The 16,736-nt window shown below is 43.1% G+C and carries 13 protein-coding genes; 3 read left to right on the top strand and 10 right to left on the bottom strand.

Features of this window, described 5'->3' with window-relative positions; translation table 11 throughout:
- Window positions 1-5 precede the first annotated feature (5 nt).
- From ACO06Y_RS03745 to ACO06Y_RS03725, 5 genes are all read right to left on the bottom strand, one after another.
- On the bottom strand, window positions 6-794 hold the full coding sequence (locus tag ACO06Y_RS03745) for a PhzF family phenazine biosynthesis protein (protein ID WP_422082492.1): 789 nt from the start codon (window positions 792-794) through the stop codon (window positions 6-8).
- 71 nt (window positions 795-865) lie between these two features.
- The gene (locus ACO06Y_RS03740; RefSeq protein WP_422082491.1) at window positions 866-1,576 is read right to left on the bottom strand and encodes a class I SAM-dependent methyltransferase; all 711 of its coding nucleotides are present in this window, start codon (window positions 1,574-1,576) and stop codon (window positions 866-868) included.
- Window positions 1,577-1,639: 63 nt separating this feature from the next.
- Window positions 1,640-2,458 carry a DNA alkylation repair protein gene (locus ACO06Y_RS03735; RefSeq protein WP_422082490.1) on the bottom strand — a complete coding sequence of 273 codons (819 nt, stop codon included), beginning with the start codon at window positions 2,456-2,458 and terminating at the stop codon, window positions 1,640-1,642.
- A gap of 112 nt (window positions 2,459-2,570) precedes the next feature.
- Complete coding sequence (locus tag ACO06Y_RS03730; RefSeq protein ID WP_422082489.1) at window positions 2,571-2,939, bottom strand: DUF2200 domain-containing protein; 369 nt, start codon at window positions 2,937-2,939, stop codon at window positions 2,571-2,573.
- Window positions 2,940-3,577: 638 nt separating this feature from the next.
- Window positions 3,578-4,171 (bottom strand): TetR/AcrR family transcriptional regulator, encoded by a 594-nt coding sequence (locus tag ACO06Y_RS03725; RefSeq protein ID WP_422082488.1) that lies wholly within the window; start codon window positions 4,169-4,171, stop codon window positions 3,578-3,580.
- A 71-nt stretch (window positions 4,172-4,242) separates the two neighbouring features.
- Between ACO06Y_RS03725 and ACO06Y_RS03720 the strand changes: the two genes are divergently transcribed.
- Window positions 4,243-4,677: a cupin domain-containing protein gene (locus ACO06Y_RS03720; RefSeq protein ID WP_422082487.1), complete on the top strand. Its 435-nt coding sequence runs from the start codon at window positions 4,243-4,245 to the stop codon at window positions 4,675-4,677.
- 92 nt (window positions 4,678-4,769) lie between these two features.
- Here the strand turns inward: ACO06Y_RS03720 and ACO06Y_RS03715 are convergent, their stop codons facing one another.
- Window positions 4,770-5,141, bottom strand: a complete 372-nt coding sequence (locus ACO06Y_RS03715) for a hypothetical protein (protein ID WP_422082486.1) — start codon at window positions 5,139-5,141, stop codon at window positions 4,770-4,772.
- A 235-nt stretch (window positions 5,142-5,376) separates the two neighbouring features.
- Here ACO06Y_RS03715 and ACO06Y_RS03710 point away from each other — a divergent pair, with 235 nt between their 5' ends.
- Together ACO06Y_RS03710 and ACO06Y_RS03705 are read left to right on the top strand one after the other, a co-directional pair.
- Window positions 5,377-5,847 carry a hypothetical protein gene (locus tag ACO06Y_RS03710; RefSeq protein ID WP_422082485.1) on the top strand — a complete coding sequence of 157 codons (471 nt, stop codon included), beginning with the start codon at window positions 5,377-5,379 and terminating at the stop codon, window positions 5,845-5,847.
- On the top strand, window positions 5,844-6,548 hold the full coding sequence (locus tag ACO06Y_RS03705) for a hypothetical protein (RefSeq protein ID WP_422082484.1): 705 nt from the start codon (window positions 5,844-5,846) through the stop codon (window positions 6,546-6,548). The genes ACO06Y_RS03710 and ACO06Y_RS03705 overlap by 4 nt, the downstream gene beginning before the upstream one ends.
- A 424-nt stretch (window positions 6,549-6,972) precedes the next feature.
- Here ACO06Y_RS03705 and ACO06Y_RS03700 read toward each other — a convergent pair whose 3' ends face one another.
- From ACO06Y_RS03700 to ACO06Y_RS03685, 4 genes are all read right to left on the bottom strand, one after another.
- A complete protein-coding gene (locus tag ACO06Y_RS03700; protein ID WP_422082483.1) occupies window positions 6,973-7,434 on the bottom strand; it encodes a hypothetical protein in 462 nt (153 codons plus the stop codon).
- Between the two features lie 290 nt (window positions 7,435-7,724).
- Window positions 7,725-9,647, bottom strand: a complete 1,923-nt coding sequence (locus ACO06Y_RS03695) for an OmpA family protein (protein WP_422082482.1) — start codon at window positions 9,645-9,647, stop codon at window positions 7,725-7,727.
- 27 nt (window positions 9,648-9,674) lie between these two features.
- Entirely contained in the window at window positions 9,675-10,604 is a 930-nt protein-coding gene (locus ACO06Y_RS03690) for a type IX secretion system membrane protein PorP/SprF (RefSeq protein ID WP_422082481.1), read from the bottom strand.
- A gap of 32 nt (window positions 10,605-10,636) precedes the next feature.
- A complete protein-coding gene (locus ACO06Y_RS03685) occupies window positions 10,637-16,621 on the bottom strand; it encodes a gliding motility-associated C-terminal domain-containing protein (RefSeq protein ID WP_422082480.1) in 5,985 nt (1,994 codons plus the stop codon).
- Window positions 16,622-16,736: the final 115 nt, after the last annotated feature.

Raw genomic sequence — 16,736 nt, 5'->3', positions numbered from 1 at the left:
TCACTTTATTCCGTCCATAAGTTGCCTATCGAGTAGGTTTTTGCTTTTCCGCCTATGATTACCCTATCCTTTTTGTTTTGGCAATAAAGTTTCCCGACTCTATCGGAAATTTGTAGGGCATTTAACTTGTTCCTTCCAAGCCGTGATGACCAAAATGGAATTAACGAGCAATGTGCCGAACCGGTTACCGGGTCTTCCAAAATTGAGGCTTGCGGTGTAAAAAATCTCGATACAAAATCACAACGTTCTCCTTTTGCCGTCACGATTACCCCGCCCGGGTCAAGGTTTATTTGGTCAAATACGTTCCTATCCACTTTGATATTCTGGATCTCCTGCTCGGTATCGTAGACCAACATATAATCCCTTGATTTGTAGACTTCTTTCGGTTCAATGTTTAACGATTTTCTAATTATATCGGGCAGCTCCGAAGAAATTGGCATCCGGGATGGAAAGTCCAAACTGTATAGATCATTTTTTAGGGATACGGTTAAATCCCCGCTTTGGGTTGCAAAGATGATGTCGTCTTTGGGATACTTCAAAATGGACTTTAAGCAATGGGCCGTGGCAAGTGTTGCATGTCCGCATAGATCCATTTCAATTTCCGGGGTAAACCACCGTAAATGTATTTTATCGCCCCTATCCACAAAAAATGCTGTTTCCGCAACCGCATTTTCCTGAGCTATTTTTAATAGGGTATGATTTGGTAACCAATCATGTAAAGGAACCACACAAGCAGGGTTTCCCCCGAATGTATTCTCCGTAAACGCATCTATTTGATAGAGTTCAAGTTTCATTTTTGCTCGATTATTGGATTACCGACAATGGTTTTTATACATCGTTCGTTGCCGTCTTTTACATAATTGTATTACTTCGCTTTAATGATATATTGATAGGGAAGCAAATCTACGTTTACGTTAAAAGAGGAATAGCCCGCCTTTTTTAATTCGTTGACTACGATATCAATGGGTAACTTATGGTCCAGAGGAGGGCCAACGGGGGTTTCAGATTTGAAAAAATCGATAATGACCAACTCACCGTCAGGTTTTGTACCCTTTTTTACCTTGGCAAAATAATTGGAGCGGTTTTCAATATGGTGATACGTATTGACAATGAGTACCATGTCAGCCTCTTTTTCTTTCAGGTTAGGAGAATCGTACGGTATTTTACGGGTTTCAATGTTCTTCAAATTGTTCTTTTCGATTCGATTTTGTAAAAACTCCTGAAACTTTTCATCTACATCGGCCGCAATGACTATTGCCCCTTTTTCCGCCAGTTTTACGGAGAAGTAACCGGAACCGGCTCCAATATCCACGATGGTTTGCCCTTGTATATCGCCTAAATGCTCCAATACTTTTTGAGGGTGTTGATATGAATCCCGTTCCGGTGATTCGAATCGCTCGATTAAATCCTTTACTGAAGACCGATGCATATACGCATTGGCCGAGCCGTGTTTGGATTGTCCCTCCTTATGATGCCCGTGACCATTTCCTTTTACTTGATCCTTATCGGTACCACGATGCTTGTCGTTACATCCAAGACATAAGACAACTATAATTATAAAAGCTAAGTTTTTCATTTCTGTATTTGTTTTGCGATTGATCGGATAGCAGCTAACGGTCTCGCATAACCTTCAGTAACCTTATTTTTTATCGATTGTTCGCCTTGCCCGTTTAATAATTTTCGCTGTTTCCTTTGTTGCCGATTCCCTTTGCCACCTCTCGCAAAGTTCAATAACGAATTCTGGCTTGGATTTACTGGCATCGTTCAACCAATTCCCGACACTATCCTGAACATATTTCGAGTCATCGGATTTTAAGTTTTCCAAAATCGGTAGTGCTATTTCAGGGTTTTCTTTAAGTCGTTCAATATGCTTGCACCAAACGCCCCTCGGTCGGGTTGATTCTGTTGTAAATCGTCTTATGTTTTCATCTTCGCTATTTGTCCATTCGCTTAAAATATCGATTGATTCTTCCAAATTTTTGTCGATTTCGGGTCGCAATCCCATCCAAACCACTTCCCTGACACCAAAATGCTTATCGGCTACCAATTTTTGTGATTGACCCAGTTTTTCGTTAATGGTCATTTTTTCGTTTAACCCGATCAGATAGGGGGCATAAGAACGTATGGAATCGGATGGATGAGCGCTCAGTTTATCCAGTATTTCGCCAAGATTTTCCGTTTTGGAATACAATTGATATAATCTCGAACCGACCAATTTGGTCGTATTCATTGCGGAAGGCTTTTTTTGTGACCCGATTTCCTTGGAGATCAGATCGATTTTGTCTTGATCGATTCCCAGTTTGGGAAAAACCGCTTGTATGAGTAGTACATGCGCAATGGCCAACCACTCGGTGAGGTTTACGGTTTCGATTTGCCCATTGTTCAGAAGTTCCAAAACTTCCTTAGGAATATCCTGTGCCTTTCTTGCTCCTTTTCTATTTCGTATTTCCGAATTCATATTGCTCGTTCCAATTGGCTACAAAGTTTGATGTATGTGGTGTAATCGTATTTGGCGGGTATGGATATTCTATAGTGTAAGCACGAGCTTTCATTTTTCCAGTCATTTGATTTCATATATGTTCACGTAAAATTTTCTCCATTTTACGACCTTTTGCCAATTCATCCACCAACTTATCCAAATATCGTACTTGTCTTGTCGGTTCAAAGTCTATTTCTTCAATTCGATACCCACAAATTACGCCTTTGATAAGGGGTGCATTTGGATGTAATTCCGCTTTTTGAAAAAATGCTTCAAAGGTTACCTTCTCTTCAATTAGCTCTTGCAAACGAGCTTCATCGAATCCGGTCAACCATTCTATTATTTGGTGAAGTTCATCCTTGGTTCTACCTTTCTTCTCCACTTTATCCACGTAATGTGGGTAAACGGATGCAAATGTCATTTTTGCAATCTTTTCATTTTTTTCAGCTGTAACTTTCATTTTTAACGGATTTCAGTTTTGAATTAATCGTAGCCACCGCTCACATCCGAATTATTCTTTTGTAAAGGTTATTATTTTGTTGTCAAATCCAAAACTCGACCGGTTCTCAAAATTCATAATTGGTTCGTCTTGGTTACCGAATATTTGTGATTTTTTCGTCCTACCCCAAAGAAAACTTTTCCCCTATGACCCATTAGAATCGAGTTCTTGGACAATAATTTGTAATCGTAAGAGTCATGCCGGTTCGATTTGTAAAAAACACGGGAAATCCTAAATTCCAGGGTGTCGCTCTTGTCTCATAAGATTCATATTCCCAGTTCAATTGGATTTGGATCTTTCCTGTCGTCTGTGCTCGCATTCAAAACAAAGATCGCTATTGAACGGAGAACAAAATACATAACTTTCCTTTTTATCTTATGTTTTTTATATACTATTGAACTTTCTACAATTGTATCCCCTGTTCCTTTAGATAATCGAATTCATGTCTGGTTGTGCAAGATTTGATACTAACGGTTCATATGACTTCCGGTCTCGGTTTTTGAGTGACTATTTTGGTCGGAAGCGGTTTTAGGAAGAAATCATCGTTCTATACACCCATCCTTGTTCATTGCGGTCATACGTTGATAGCCATGGACTTTTCATTTTTCAGGGTCAATAAGTCCCTTAAATATTAATTGGATTCCCCATTTCATAAGTTCAATGGATTTTTGGTTATCCAAACCGCAAACGTCCTTTGTAACTATAAGGGGTTCTATTCCCATTAAAATTGTTAAAAGGTTGGAAAGGTTTTCTTTTTCCTCAGGTGTGAAGTTTGTTTTCTCCAAGACCAACCGCAATGTTTTTTTTCTTCTAGCACCTCTTTTTTGAGTTGAAGCGGTTGCGCCCAAAATAGTACTAAGATATTTTCGGAATAACTTTTCGTGGTCAATGGTAAGGGTATTATAGTAATTTTGGATTTCTAGAACCCTATCCTCCAGGTCGGTTCCTTCAAGATTTTCATAAATTGTTTCCGGACTTTTAGTATTTACGTCCAATCCCGCCTCTGCCGCCAATATATCAACATTGGAAAAATACCTGTACACGGTTGCCCTGGAAATACCTGTTTTTTTGGCTATATCTTCGAGATTAAATTTCAACCCATTGTTCAAAAAATATTGGGCACTTATCAGAATTTTACTTCGGGTTTCTGTTTTTTGATTGGTTCTGCCTGTCTTGAGATAATTGTCTTTCATAAGACAAATATCTCATAAAACTTGGATATAATAAAACGAATCTTTATGTTTGTGAGACAAATATCTCATAAATGAATTCAACAAATACAAAATGGGTACTCGGTCATAGGGTAACACCACACGAAACCATGGGAGATTATGACCTTATGGTGGCGGAAACGCCACCAGGAGTTCAAGGTCCACCACCGCATTTGCATAATTCCTTTAAGGAAACATTCCTGATTATTGAAGGGGAAATGGAGTTTTTCGTAAATGGTGATACAAGGATTGTAAAAGCGGGAGAATCTGTCGACATTCCGCCAAAGACTTTACATACCTTCACGAACAAAAGTGATAAATTATGTAAATGGGTAAATATCCATAGTCCAAAAGGTTTTCGAGATTTTTTTGAACAGATAGGTGTTCCCGAAGATCAAGAAAATGCTATAGAAAAATCTCTTGCTCCGGAAATTATTGACAAAGTAATGTCTACCGCATCGGACTTTGATATGATCATAAAGGTTTAAATTCAATTGGTCGCCAACAGACTTGGGTATAATTCCTGCCAATATCGAACAGTACGTTGAGGCCAGAATCGTAGGCATTGGCCAAATCTGTTTTATTCCTTGGTATAGGTCATTATTTTGTCGTCAAATCCAAAACTTGACCGGCTCTCAAAGTCTATGGTCAGTTCGTCTTGGGTCATGGAATATTTATGATTTGTTGGTTCTACCGCAATGAAAAGCTTTCCCCTATAACCGATTTGGATAGAGTCCTTAGGCAACAATTGGTAATCGTAGGAGTCATTTTGCATATGTTGGTTCGATTTGTAAAAAGTATTCCGGGTCCTAAAGTCCAGGGTGTCGCTTTTATCCAATGAGATCCATACTCCCAGTTCAATTGGACTTGGGTCATCTCCATCTTTTGAACATCCGTCCAAAACTAAGGTCGCTATTAGGCTAAGGGCAAAATACGTAACTTTCCTTTTCATTTGATGTTTTTTAAATACTCCTTTACGTTGTACAATTCTATCTCTTATTCTTATAGATAGCCGAATTGCCATTTGGTTGTGTCGGGCTTGCACATAATAAAGATTATGCGTGAGGATTATGGTAAAAAAGAATTGTTTTAAGTCGATTCCTTGATGCTTCCGAGATTTTAAGTTTTACACTATAGCATTCATATCCAATACATAATTTTATTTAGAATTTATCTAAATAATTTTTGTGGCCCAGCTTTCCTATGTACTTTTGATTCCCATGCAAAACAATCAAGGCACATTTCGATACTTAGGTCTAAAACGAATCCTTTTGGCGACTTTCGTATTCATGATGGTCGGTACTGTATTGGAATTGTATTTGCTAGATCATTACGAAGGGGCACAACAATTGATTCCGATCCTTTGTATAGGGGCGTCAATTTTGACCCTATTCATTCTCTTTTTTCGAAGAACGAACTTGACGATGGGCCTCTTCAAACTAATTTTGGTCGTAACGGCCCTCAGCGGGGTTTACGGTGCCTTTTTGCATCTTCGTGCCAATTATGAATTTGAACAAGAAATGAAACCCACCGTAAATGGTTGGGATCTTTTTGTGGAAAGTTTATCAGGAGCGTTGCCCGCACTTGCACCCTTTAGCATGATTGTGTTGGCATTGATTGGTTATTCATATTTAATACTTATAAAACAAAGGAAATGAGAAAATTTGGAAAATTATTTTTAGCGTTCGCATTGGTCGGTACGGTAATGGTATCCTGTAAAGAATCAAAAGGCAAGGATACGTCTAAAGAAACAACGGTCGAAGCATCGGAACCCAACGGTGATGCCCGTACCCATGAAAAAGCGGAAAATTCGAAAACTACGGCAGTTTTGAATGCTAATCTCGCTACTGAGGCGGATTTAGACGGAATCGGACTTTCAAAAGAAATGATAGCCCAAATTCTGGATAAAAGACCTTTTCTAAGCATGAACGATTTTGATGTATTGGTCGGGGATGAAACTAAGGAAGAACTCTACAAGAAAGTGTTCGTCCCGTTTAATTTGAATACCACAGCCGAGGCGGATTTTAAGATGATACCGGGTGTTGGTGACCGTATGGCGCATGAGTTTGAAGAGTACCGGCCGTACACCAGTATACAGCAATTTAGGAGGGAAATTGGAAAATATGTGGATGAGGATGAGGTATCCCGCTACGAAAACTATGTATTTGTACCGGTAGAACTGAATTCGGCCACGGAAAAGGATATCAAGGCCCTACCGGGAGTGGGAAACCGTATGGCCCATGAATTTGAGGAATACCGACCTTATACAAGTATGGCGCAATTTAGAAAGGAAATTGGCAAATATGTGGATGATAAGGAACTGGCAAGGCTGGAGCGACTTGTTTATTTGAAGGAGTAGGTCTTCCAAAACAATTGCATAAGCACTGCTATACTTGTAGCTAACAGTCAGGTATAACCTTCGGTTACGGGTTAATATTCGCTAATTCTCGGTTTGATACCAACTTTAGCAGTTCCTATCTGCCCGTTCCGCAGGCAAGGTGAACCAAGAGGGGGGAGCAGAAAGAAAATGCCGATCTTTCGACCGGCATTTTTCCACTTTGCTCCAAAAAGTCTATCCGGATATGGCTCTTGCAGTTTTTAAAGCCATATAGGCAGACATCCCAAAAACCAGTGTCTCATTCATTGCTATGAAAAATCTCTTCTTCATCAAGACACAACCCTAAGAAAATCCTTGACAAAGCTTCCCTTAAGGAACTCTCCGAGAGCATTACGGAAAATCCATGAACTAATGTTTTCCCTGGCATTTTATAGACGTAAGCTCGTTACTTGGCAAGCCGATTTTCCTTAATGTCCATTTTTAGCAAAAGTTCATCATATTCCAGTTCATGATAAAAAGATAACAATGCATTATAGACTTCGGCATATAGATCCACTCCTTTGGAATTCTGAATCATTCCACTATGGATTATTTCCGCGGCCTTTCTCAATGCAATATCCTTGATTTCCTTTTCTACATAATCCTCTCTTTTGAGTATTCCGTAGGTAAAAACCCTCTTTATCATTTCAAAATCATTGGAAGCATCCAGCTTATATCGGATGTTACTTTTCAAATTTGTCAACTGCGCTGAGGTAAGGTTCATGTTTTTTTGGATTTCCGTAGGATGACAACCCGATACGAACAATTTTATATATTCCAATTGATTATCATCAAAATTTGTTTTTTTAAATTGATTGTCAGCACCTTCTGACCTTTCATAATATATTGCTTCTTCCTTTTTTTTCATCGTATTAAGATTTTAAATATGTTATAATATGCCATTGTATTCCTTAAGTTCGAAGCATTGATTATTGACCATACACTTCGACCTTCAAATCTTTTGAATCCCAAACTAAATCGGACATCTCTTTTGGGATACCCGTGATTCTTAATTTGCATAGGGATGCCGACAAGAATCATTAAAAACAGTATCCCAAATATGACATAGATGAGTTCCTCAGAGGTAAAACTATCGAGCCAATCGAATAAATCATTCATCTTTTTTTGATTTGGGAAGTATTTTTAAGGGAATGGATCCTACTCCACAATTATAAATTCCGACCTTCTGTTCAATTGATGCTGTGCTTCGCTACACTTGATACCATTGGAACACTGGTTTACCAATTCCTTTTCCCCATATCCTTTTCCGCTTAGCCTGGTCCGTTGGATACCTCTTTTAATCAAGTGATTCACCGTGGCCCTTGCGCGTCTTTCGGATAATGCTAGGTTATATCCATCCCTGGCCCTACTGTCCGTATGTGAGCGAACATGTATGTTAAGTTCGGGATACGCTTTCATGATCGTAACAATTTTTTCCAGTTCCCTGGCAGCATCCGATCGTATCGCTGATTTGTCCAAATCAAAATACACGCGAGCGTTTACAATTTTTGCAATATCAATACCTTTCTTCAAATCGAGGGTATCTTTGGAAAGCTCAAAATTATGCTCCCGGTTCCTTCTATCCTTTTTGGAAAAAACATGTTCGCTCATATATCCTTCGTTTGAAACCTTTATATGATATCCGGTATGGATATCCGCTTCTGTCACGTAATGGCCTTCGGCATTTGTCCGTAGCTGTGCAATTTGGTTATCCTGCTCGTCCAAAATATCTATGATGGAATTGACCAATGGAAATTTAGTATCCTTGTCGACGACCGTTCCGTAGATTTTGCTTACTAGAAGTTCCTTTATATCCTTTAGCTCAATAAAGCCGTAGATGTCATCCCTACCTGCACCTCCAGGCCTATTTGAACTCACAAATCCTTTTTTCTCTTTTATGGCAAATGCGAAATCGTCGAAGGAAGAATTGATAGGTTTGCCGACATTCAACAAGGAACCGAAGCCTGTGCCGTTCAGCCTAGTGAAGAACACATCATATCCGCCAAGACCAAAATGACCATCGGACGAAAAGTATAGCTCATTATCTTCTGTGATAAACGGGAAGGATTCCCTGCCTTTTGTATTTATTTTTTTTCCAAGATTAACAGATTTGCCCAGAGATTTGTCGGCATTGATCCGGGCCACATAAATATCCGTCTGACCTATGGATCCCGGCATATTGGACACAAAATATAATTTGTCTTCCGATGGGCTTAGAGCAGGGTGTGCCGTGGAGTAGTTATCCCCATTAATGGAAAGATCCTCGATATCGGTCCATTTACCGTTCACTAAATGGGCCCGATATATCTTTAAATGTTGAACTTGGTCCTTGGTCTTTTTTATACGCCGTGTGTTGTTACTCCGCGTAAAATACATGGTATTCCCATCCCTTGTAAAAATAGGGGTGGATTCATGGCCCTTGGAGTTGATTTTACCTCTCAATTTTTTTGGGGAGGTTAAGGAACCATCTGGTTTTTGATGAGCCTCGTAAAGATCTAAAAAAGGTAAATCTTCCCAAGCACTGATTCTTTTAAAAACCGCACCTGTATCCCTCGTGGAGGCAAAAATGATCCTTCTATTTGAAAACGTGGCACCAAATTCTATCCCTTCGGTATTGATGGACAAAGGTTCCATTTGGTAGCGATCGGAGTTTTCCTCAATGATTCTCATGTAATCATCGACACTTTTGTATTTTTTCTCCGAGATTTCCGTGGCCCCCAAGTATTTATCAAACCACTTGGAAGAGAGCTCTTCCAGACCTATGGCCTTGAGCGACTGTGAATAACGGATGTAATACACCGGATCTACTGTTTGGGTCTGGGAAAACAATTCCTCGTACCATTTTGCGGCATCCTTGTATTTTGCGTTAAAATAATAGCTGTTTCCCAGCTTCTTCAGGAAATCCACGGACTTGTATCCAGATTCCGCAACATCCGTATATATTTTGGAAGCTTCCACGAATGCCAGCTCTTTATACTTCTTGTTTGCCTTATGCAATTTTCTTTCCTGACCAATCCCTTTCTGGGCCATCCCCAGTAGGATCAAAGTCGATAAAATGGATATTTGTACTATATTTTTCATGATACGTTTTGTTTTATTTATGCATTATTAAAAGAACCGTGCGCTTACGGTCCTTCTGACCCTTGTTCCCACTTCAAATCGTAAAAAGAGTTCATGTGAGCCAGAATTATAGTTCCCCAACTCAGTGGTATCGTAATCGTAGGCATACCCGAACATAAGATTAGGGGAAATCTGAAAGCCCACCAAGGCACTTGCCCCCGCGTCCCACCGGTAAGAAGCTCCCAAGGTAAAGACCTCACTAAACAAAAAATTGGCGGAAAGATCTATGTCCAACGGGGCGCCGGAAACCGCTTTTACCAAAAAGGCCGGTTTAAATTTTAAATTCCGTTTGAAATCAAATACATATCCACCGATAAGATAGATGTTGGCCCTTTCCGTGGCATTGGAAACCGCTACATCATCAAAATGATTGGTAGAAAGAACGTTTGGCGAAGAGAGTCCCAGATACCATTTTTCATGATGACGTAGATAAATGCCCGGTCCCACCGAGGGCGACAGACGATTATCTATATTGTTCTGGAAACTGGGATCGGTAGGGTCAAATATGTTCAATTTTGAATAATCGACATTTAACAGATTGATCCCGGCCTTTATTCCAAAGGATAAATGGGTTTCCCATCCCAGTTTTATGGTATAGGAAAAGTCCGCCGCAAGATTGCTCTCGTCCGATGGGCCTATTCTGTCACTAAAAAATGACAGACCTAGGCCGGCTCCCCTTAACCCCATAGGGGTGTTCAGTGAAAAATTCAACACTTCCGGAGCACCGTCCAGGCCTACCCATTGGGATCGGTAGAGGAGGTTGGCACTCAGGTGGCCCCTACTTCCGGCATAGGCCGGGTTTATGGCTACTGTATTGTACATATACTGGGTATATTCCGAGTCTTGCTGGGCATAGCTCCCGGCATAGATACTCCCCAATAAGATGGAGAGTATCATGTATTTCTTTGTAGGTATCATAATTTGCTTTTTAATTTGGGTTATGGTTGATTCTAATTTCCTTGGATGTATAGATATCCCGATTGCTGTATAGGCCTGGAAGTTCCTCCGTTATCTCTAAATTCATATTCCAATACGTAGAAGTAGGTTCCTGAAGGAAGTCTGTTATCTCCATCAATGGTTGCCCTGGCATCGGAAATGCCATCAAAGGCCCTAAACGAGTTATCATAATCATTTACTTCGAATACCTTTACGCCCCAACGATTAAAGATTTTTACGTTGTTGTCAGGGTAGCAATCAATGCCCTTTAAGAAAAAGACGTCATTCGCACCGTCACCATTGGGTGTTACGGCATTGAAGATTTCTATTTCACAGGCCAATTGGATATTTTGGGTATGGACGATCTCATTGCCACAAGCATCGGTGGCCACCCATTCCCTCATTAATGTAAACCTATTGGTACAGTCACCGGGAATTTCTGTTTCCGTGAAGGTTACTTCCACGGAACCACAATTGTCCATTGCCGTTAGTTCCTGTGCTTCGGGAATACTATTGCATTGGGCAAAGCCATCCTGTGGCAATTCGCCCACAAATGTTGGTGCTGTGGTATCCTGTACCCTTATGGTCTGCACATGTACGGCCGTATTACCACACTGATCTGTTGCCGTCCAACTCCGTTCCAAGGTATAATCGGAATCGCAACTGCCGTCTATCCTAACCTCATTGAACGAGACCAAGGCGTTTCCACAGCTGTCCGTGGCCGTTAGTATTTCTGCCAATGGTATTGCGGCATCACATTCCAATGTAATGTTTGAAGGCAAGGTTTCCACGAATTCGGGGGCCGTAGTATCCACCACGCTAAAGGTAGCTTCCTGCGAAATGGAGTTGCCACATTCATCGGTCAAAGTAAAGGTTACCGTTTCGGTTCCTGTGGCACCACAAAAATCACTAAGTCCTGCACTGTTGTGGGCAAATACCGCAGTACCACAAGTGTCGGTACCGGAGAAGCTGTTTAACCAATCAGTAAACGCACTGTCCGTATTCATAGTTCCGCTACACTCCACGATCCTATCGGAAGGAGTATTGGTCCATACCGGGTCGGTAGTATCGTTTAGGGTAATGGTCTGTGTACAGCTCGTGGTATTAAGTACCACGTTTTCCCCTTGGTCCCTTAAACCATTGCCGTTGCCGTCCTGATATTCAGTTACCGTATAGGTTCGGATAACGGGAACATTGCAATTGCCCTGATCGGGGCTGTTGGTGGCGGTAATCTCAATAACACCACAGGGAATGTCACCTATGTTACCATCCCCGTTGCCCAGGGCCTCAAACTCTGCTTCGCTAAGGATGGTTGCCGTAGGCAAATCCTCGTAGCATTGTACTTCGGTAGCGGGAAAGCTAGGACAACTTACATCGAAGACACAACAAACAGGAGCCACATCGGCAGTGGTAAGGGTGTTACAACCATGGATATCCTGAAAGTCCACACTATAATCCGTTCCAGCTGCTATAGGGTCGGAGATCCATGTGGTTCCCACAAAGGTTCCCGGGGCTCCCGTCCCGATTGCCATAAAGGCTCCCGTCCCGTTAAGTTCTATAGTAAGGGTATAACTCGTCCCGTCTAAAGCACAGGAAGTAGCGGTAGTACCTACTTGGGATACCAGATTGTTTACGATAATGCTCGTCGTGTCCATGTTGGTACATCCGTTCCCATCGGTAAAGGAATAGGTAAGGGTATGTGTACCAATGCCGGCCACAGCGGGATTGAAATTATTCCCGGTAACCCCGATACCGGAGAACGTTCCTCCCGCAGGGCTGGCAAAAGAGGTCAAATCTGTCACCGTTGCGTCTATGCAGGTATTCGGTATGGCGGTGAAGCTTACTAGAGGCAAGGTGTTTACCGTTACGCTTGTGGTATCGGTATTGGTACATCCGTTACCGTCCGTATAGGTATAGGTAAGCGTATGTATTCCTGTTCCGGCGGTAGCCGGATCAAAAGTATTTCCAACCACTCCTATGCCGGAGAACGTTCCTCCCGCAGGACTGGCCAAGGAGGCCAAATCTATCGAACCTGCATCTATACAAGTACTTGGCACCGGGCCAAAGGCTACCGTTGGCAATGCATTTTCAACTACGGTTACGGGTGTACGTGTAGCACTTGTACAGTTTGTGGTGGTATTGCGGGCCTCGGCATAGTAGGTGCCGGGCACAACAGGCACATAATTGACATTGCCACTTATCAATGGAGTCCCTCCGCTGGGTACATTGTACCAGTCCACCGTTTCGCCGGTATTGATGGCCGCCATAAGGGTCGGTATGGTTGTTCCTGCACAATAGGCCATATCACCGCCGCTGACGGGTGCGTTCACCACGGGGCAGCTACAGTCCGGTGCCGTAACGGGCAGTATGATATTACAACCGTTGGCATCCGTAACCGTAAGGGTGATATCGGTACCGGAAGATACGTCGGTGATGGCCCAGGTATTCCCGGAGATATTGCTCACCGTACCGGAAGTACTATTGACCATAGTTGCACTTGTAGAAATTTCAAGGGAATAGGTCAACAAATCCGCGGAACATGTAGGGGCACTGGATACCGCAATCGTAGGGAGAGCATTTACGGTTATACTTGTAGTATCGGTATTGGTACATCCGTTACCGTCCGTATAGGTATAGGTAAGGCTATGTGTCCCAAAACCGGCCACAGCAGGGTCGAAACTGTTCCCAGTTACCCCCGTCCCGGAGAACGTTCCTCCTGCTGGGCTGGCAAAAGAGGTTAAATCCGTCACCGTTGCATCTATACAAATACTCGGCACAAGTCCAAAAGTTACCGCTGGCAATGCGTTCTGTGTTACGGTAACGGGCGTACGTGTGGTGCTCGTACAGTTTGTGGTGGTATTGCGGGCCTCGGCATAGTAAGTACCGGGCACCACAGGTATATAATTAACATTATTACTCACCAATAGGGTTCCTCCAGCGGGTGCGTCATACCAGTCCACAGTTTCACCGGTATTGATGGCCGCCATAAGGGTCGGTATGGTCGTTCCCGCACAGTAGGCCATATCACCGCCGCTAACCGGCACGTTCACCGTGGGGCAGCTGCAGTCCGGTGCCGTAATGGCGATATTGTTAACGCAGGCATTGGTGTCCGTAGCGGTAAGGGTTATATCGGTACCTGCCGGTACGTCCATGATGGTCCAAGTGTTCCCGGAAATGTTACTCACCGTACCGGAAGTACTATTGACCGTGTTTGCACTAGTGGAAATTTCAAGGGAATAGGTCAACAAATCCGCGGAACAGGCAGGCATACTCGATACCGTAATTGTAGGTAGGGCATTGACACTTACCGTTTCCGTTAGCGTTAGGGGCAACGTACAGATACCGTTGTCTACTAACGTAAGGTTAAGGGTCGCATCCGCGGTTATTCCGTTAACTGGAATGTCCACGGTTCCGGCAGCTCCAATGGTGGCAGTTCCGGAAACGCTTCCGGAATACGTAACCATTTCCCCCGGGGTTCCACTTATGATAAAAATGGCATCCTCACCGGAACATACAGCACTATTGCCCGTAAGAACAGGTACTGTGGGCTGGGGATTTACCGTTATTGTGATATCGTCCGAAAATGGGGTAGGGTTTGGACAACTCGCCGAAGGTTTGGAAGCATACGAAACGGTATAGGTGGTAGTGGAGGAAGGCGTTACCTGTATTTGGCTTACCTCCGTATCCACTATGTTCCCTTGATCATCGCTCCAGGTGATGTCCCAGGCGAAAGGTTGGAGGGGAATAGAGAGCATGGCCGTACTTCCCGGACAAAAGTTATCATTGTCGGTGGCTATCTGAAATTGTTGTAATGTATTTACATTAATGTTGGTATCCACGGAATAGCAGGAAGAGGATACCCGAACAAAGTAATCACCGGTGGTTACCGCAATGCCAAAGGTATGGGCGGTTGCCGAGGCATCGCCCGGGTCGCTAGCGACATAACCGGCCAACGGGGTACCTGGATTATTTGTTGCAAATAGCTGATATGTTAGGGGATACACTGGCGTTCCACTAGTGACTTGGGCCGTAACCGTAGCCGAATTTGCACCGCAAAATGCAGATCCGGTACTCACGGTAATGTCTTGGTAAGGACTTATGGTAACGGGAACAAAGTATTCCCTGATACCTGGCTCGTTGCCAGTTGCCGCTGAATATTGAGGAGGTACGGGGTCAAAATCGCCTATGGTACTTCGGGGACACCTAATGATGTAATTCCCAAAGGGAAGGTTATTGAATGCCCCGGAAAGATGTTGGGTGGTGGTTTGTACCCTGGTTCCAAGTCCGCCGGATCCATTATCCGTCCATAGTTCGGTATTAGCGAAGGTCAGTGGGGGAAAGGAAGCATCGACCATCCCAAAATCGTAAATAATGCTGTTGGAATTTATACAGCTGATGCTTGTTTGTATCTGGGGATCGTATTGTGCGGGGGCTATCAACGTAATCCTATCGGTAAAGGTACTTCCGCAATTCCCGTTTATGATTATCTCATATTCTCCCGGAGGAAGATCTCCGATCCTACGGTCATTCACAAAAGGAATAACGATAGGAAAATTTATGGTGTAGCTTCCGGCAAGGTTGTAGGGATGGGCCGGGTTTATGGTCATTTGTGGAACAAACGGTACAGGTCTTATCTCAAGGGTTCCTTCTTCAAAGCTGTCAAAATCCCTGATTTCGATACCGCTGGTTCCCTCGAGGAGACTTCTACGCTCTACAAGACGGTAGTTTTCGTACGCGTTGTTGGAGGGAACCGCTACGTCAAATTCCCGGGATACGGAGTGGCAGATGTCGGAAGCCGTAAACCGATAACGCCCAGGCCCTGGTAGTTCAAATCCACCGGATGGATGTGCGGGCAGACCTATGGGAACCCAATTTCCAGGGGAGCTTTCCTGTTCCATTAAGGAAGAGTAGTTCTCGCAGAAGTTATTCTTCCAAAAAAAGGTAGAATTACCTAGGTCAGCCAGGTCCGGTTCAAACTGGATTGATGATGAACAGGTATTTGGATCAAAAAAGGTGTTCACCTCCGTCTCCAAATGGCTATCGTTAAACGGAGGAGCAACATCACTGACAGTGATATCGTTACACCCATCCGTAAAAAAAAGATCAAAGGTATCCCCGGGAGCCATATTGGCCCTGAAGGTTACACCACTACGATCCTCCAAGGCTTCATCAAAGGGCTGTGGCGCTCCTCCATTTATACGTATGGATGAATTTCCGGGCTGCAGTAGGGTGGCTCTTTTGTATAGAAAACTTCCGACCCTGAACGTAGCGGTCCAGGTATTACAATCGGTGGTACAGTCCCTAGACAGTGAGGATGCAAATTGTGCATATGTAGATGGAGTAAGGCTATGCCTTATTAAAGTAGGGGTCTGGGTAGAACGTACTTCGCAGCCCGGATTGCCACTTGCCTGGTCGGTAACCGTAAACGAAACTTGTTCGCCGGTATCCGGCATGCCCCCAAAGGTATGGCTGGTATTCATGGAAGGGCCAAAGCTCTGTACCCCTAAGGAAGTAGTTACCTCATATACAAAGGGACCCACGCCTCCATTGTTTATGGTAATGGTAAGTTCGCCATCAGGGGTGTAATGCGTATCCGTTAGGCTACACGTATTTTCGGTTTGGCTACTGGTGATGTCCATATTGGTATAGGTACTGGTAACGCTCACCGGATTGGAAGCGTAGGGAATAGTGGTTATACCGTTGAACAGGTTAATAGCATAGTCCCCAGCAGCTAAAGACCCAAATACGACCGGCCCGCCATTTGCGGGTATCGCGAGTGTTGTCTGGGAATTGTCCGGATGGGTGAGGATAGCTACCCAATTGTTGCAACTGATAGCTCCCGGGATCTGGACCGTTATGCTTGCATTGGCAAAGCAGGTCCCGGCAGTGGGGGTTACCGTAAAGTTCGAAACATCACATTGCGCATGTATGCAATGGATGGTAAAGATCAGTATGGCCGTTAATAGCCAATTACCCTTTGAAATTTTTGGTCTTTTCATGATTGATTGTTTTAAATTCAAAGCTTATTGTTCAAATAAGAAAGCATAAGTAGGTTGTTGTTGTAAGAATTTGGGTTTTAATATGGGGACACTACTATTCTTTCTATTTGGAAAT

Source organism: Ulvibacterium sp., from assembly GCF_965228935.1.
GTDB lineage: Bacteria > Bacteroidota > Bacteroidia > Flavobacteriales > Flavobacteriaceae > Ulvibacterium.
This window is presented reverse-complemented; position numbering and strand designations above follow the sequence as displayed.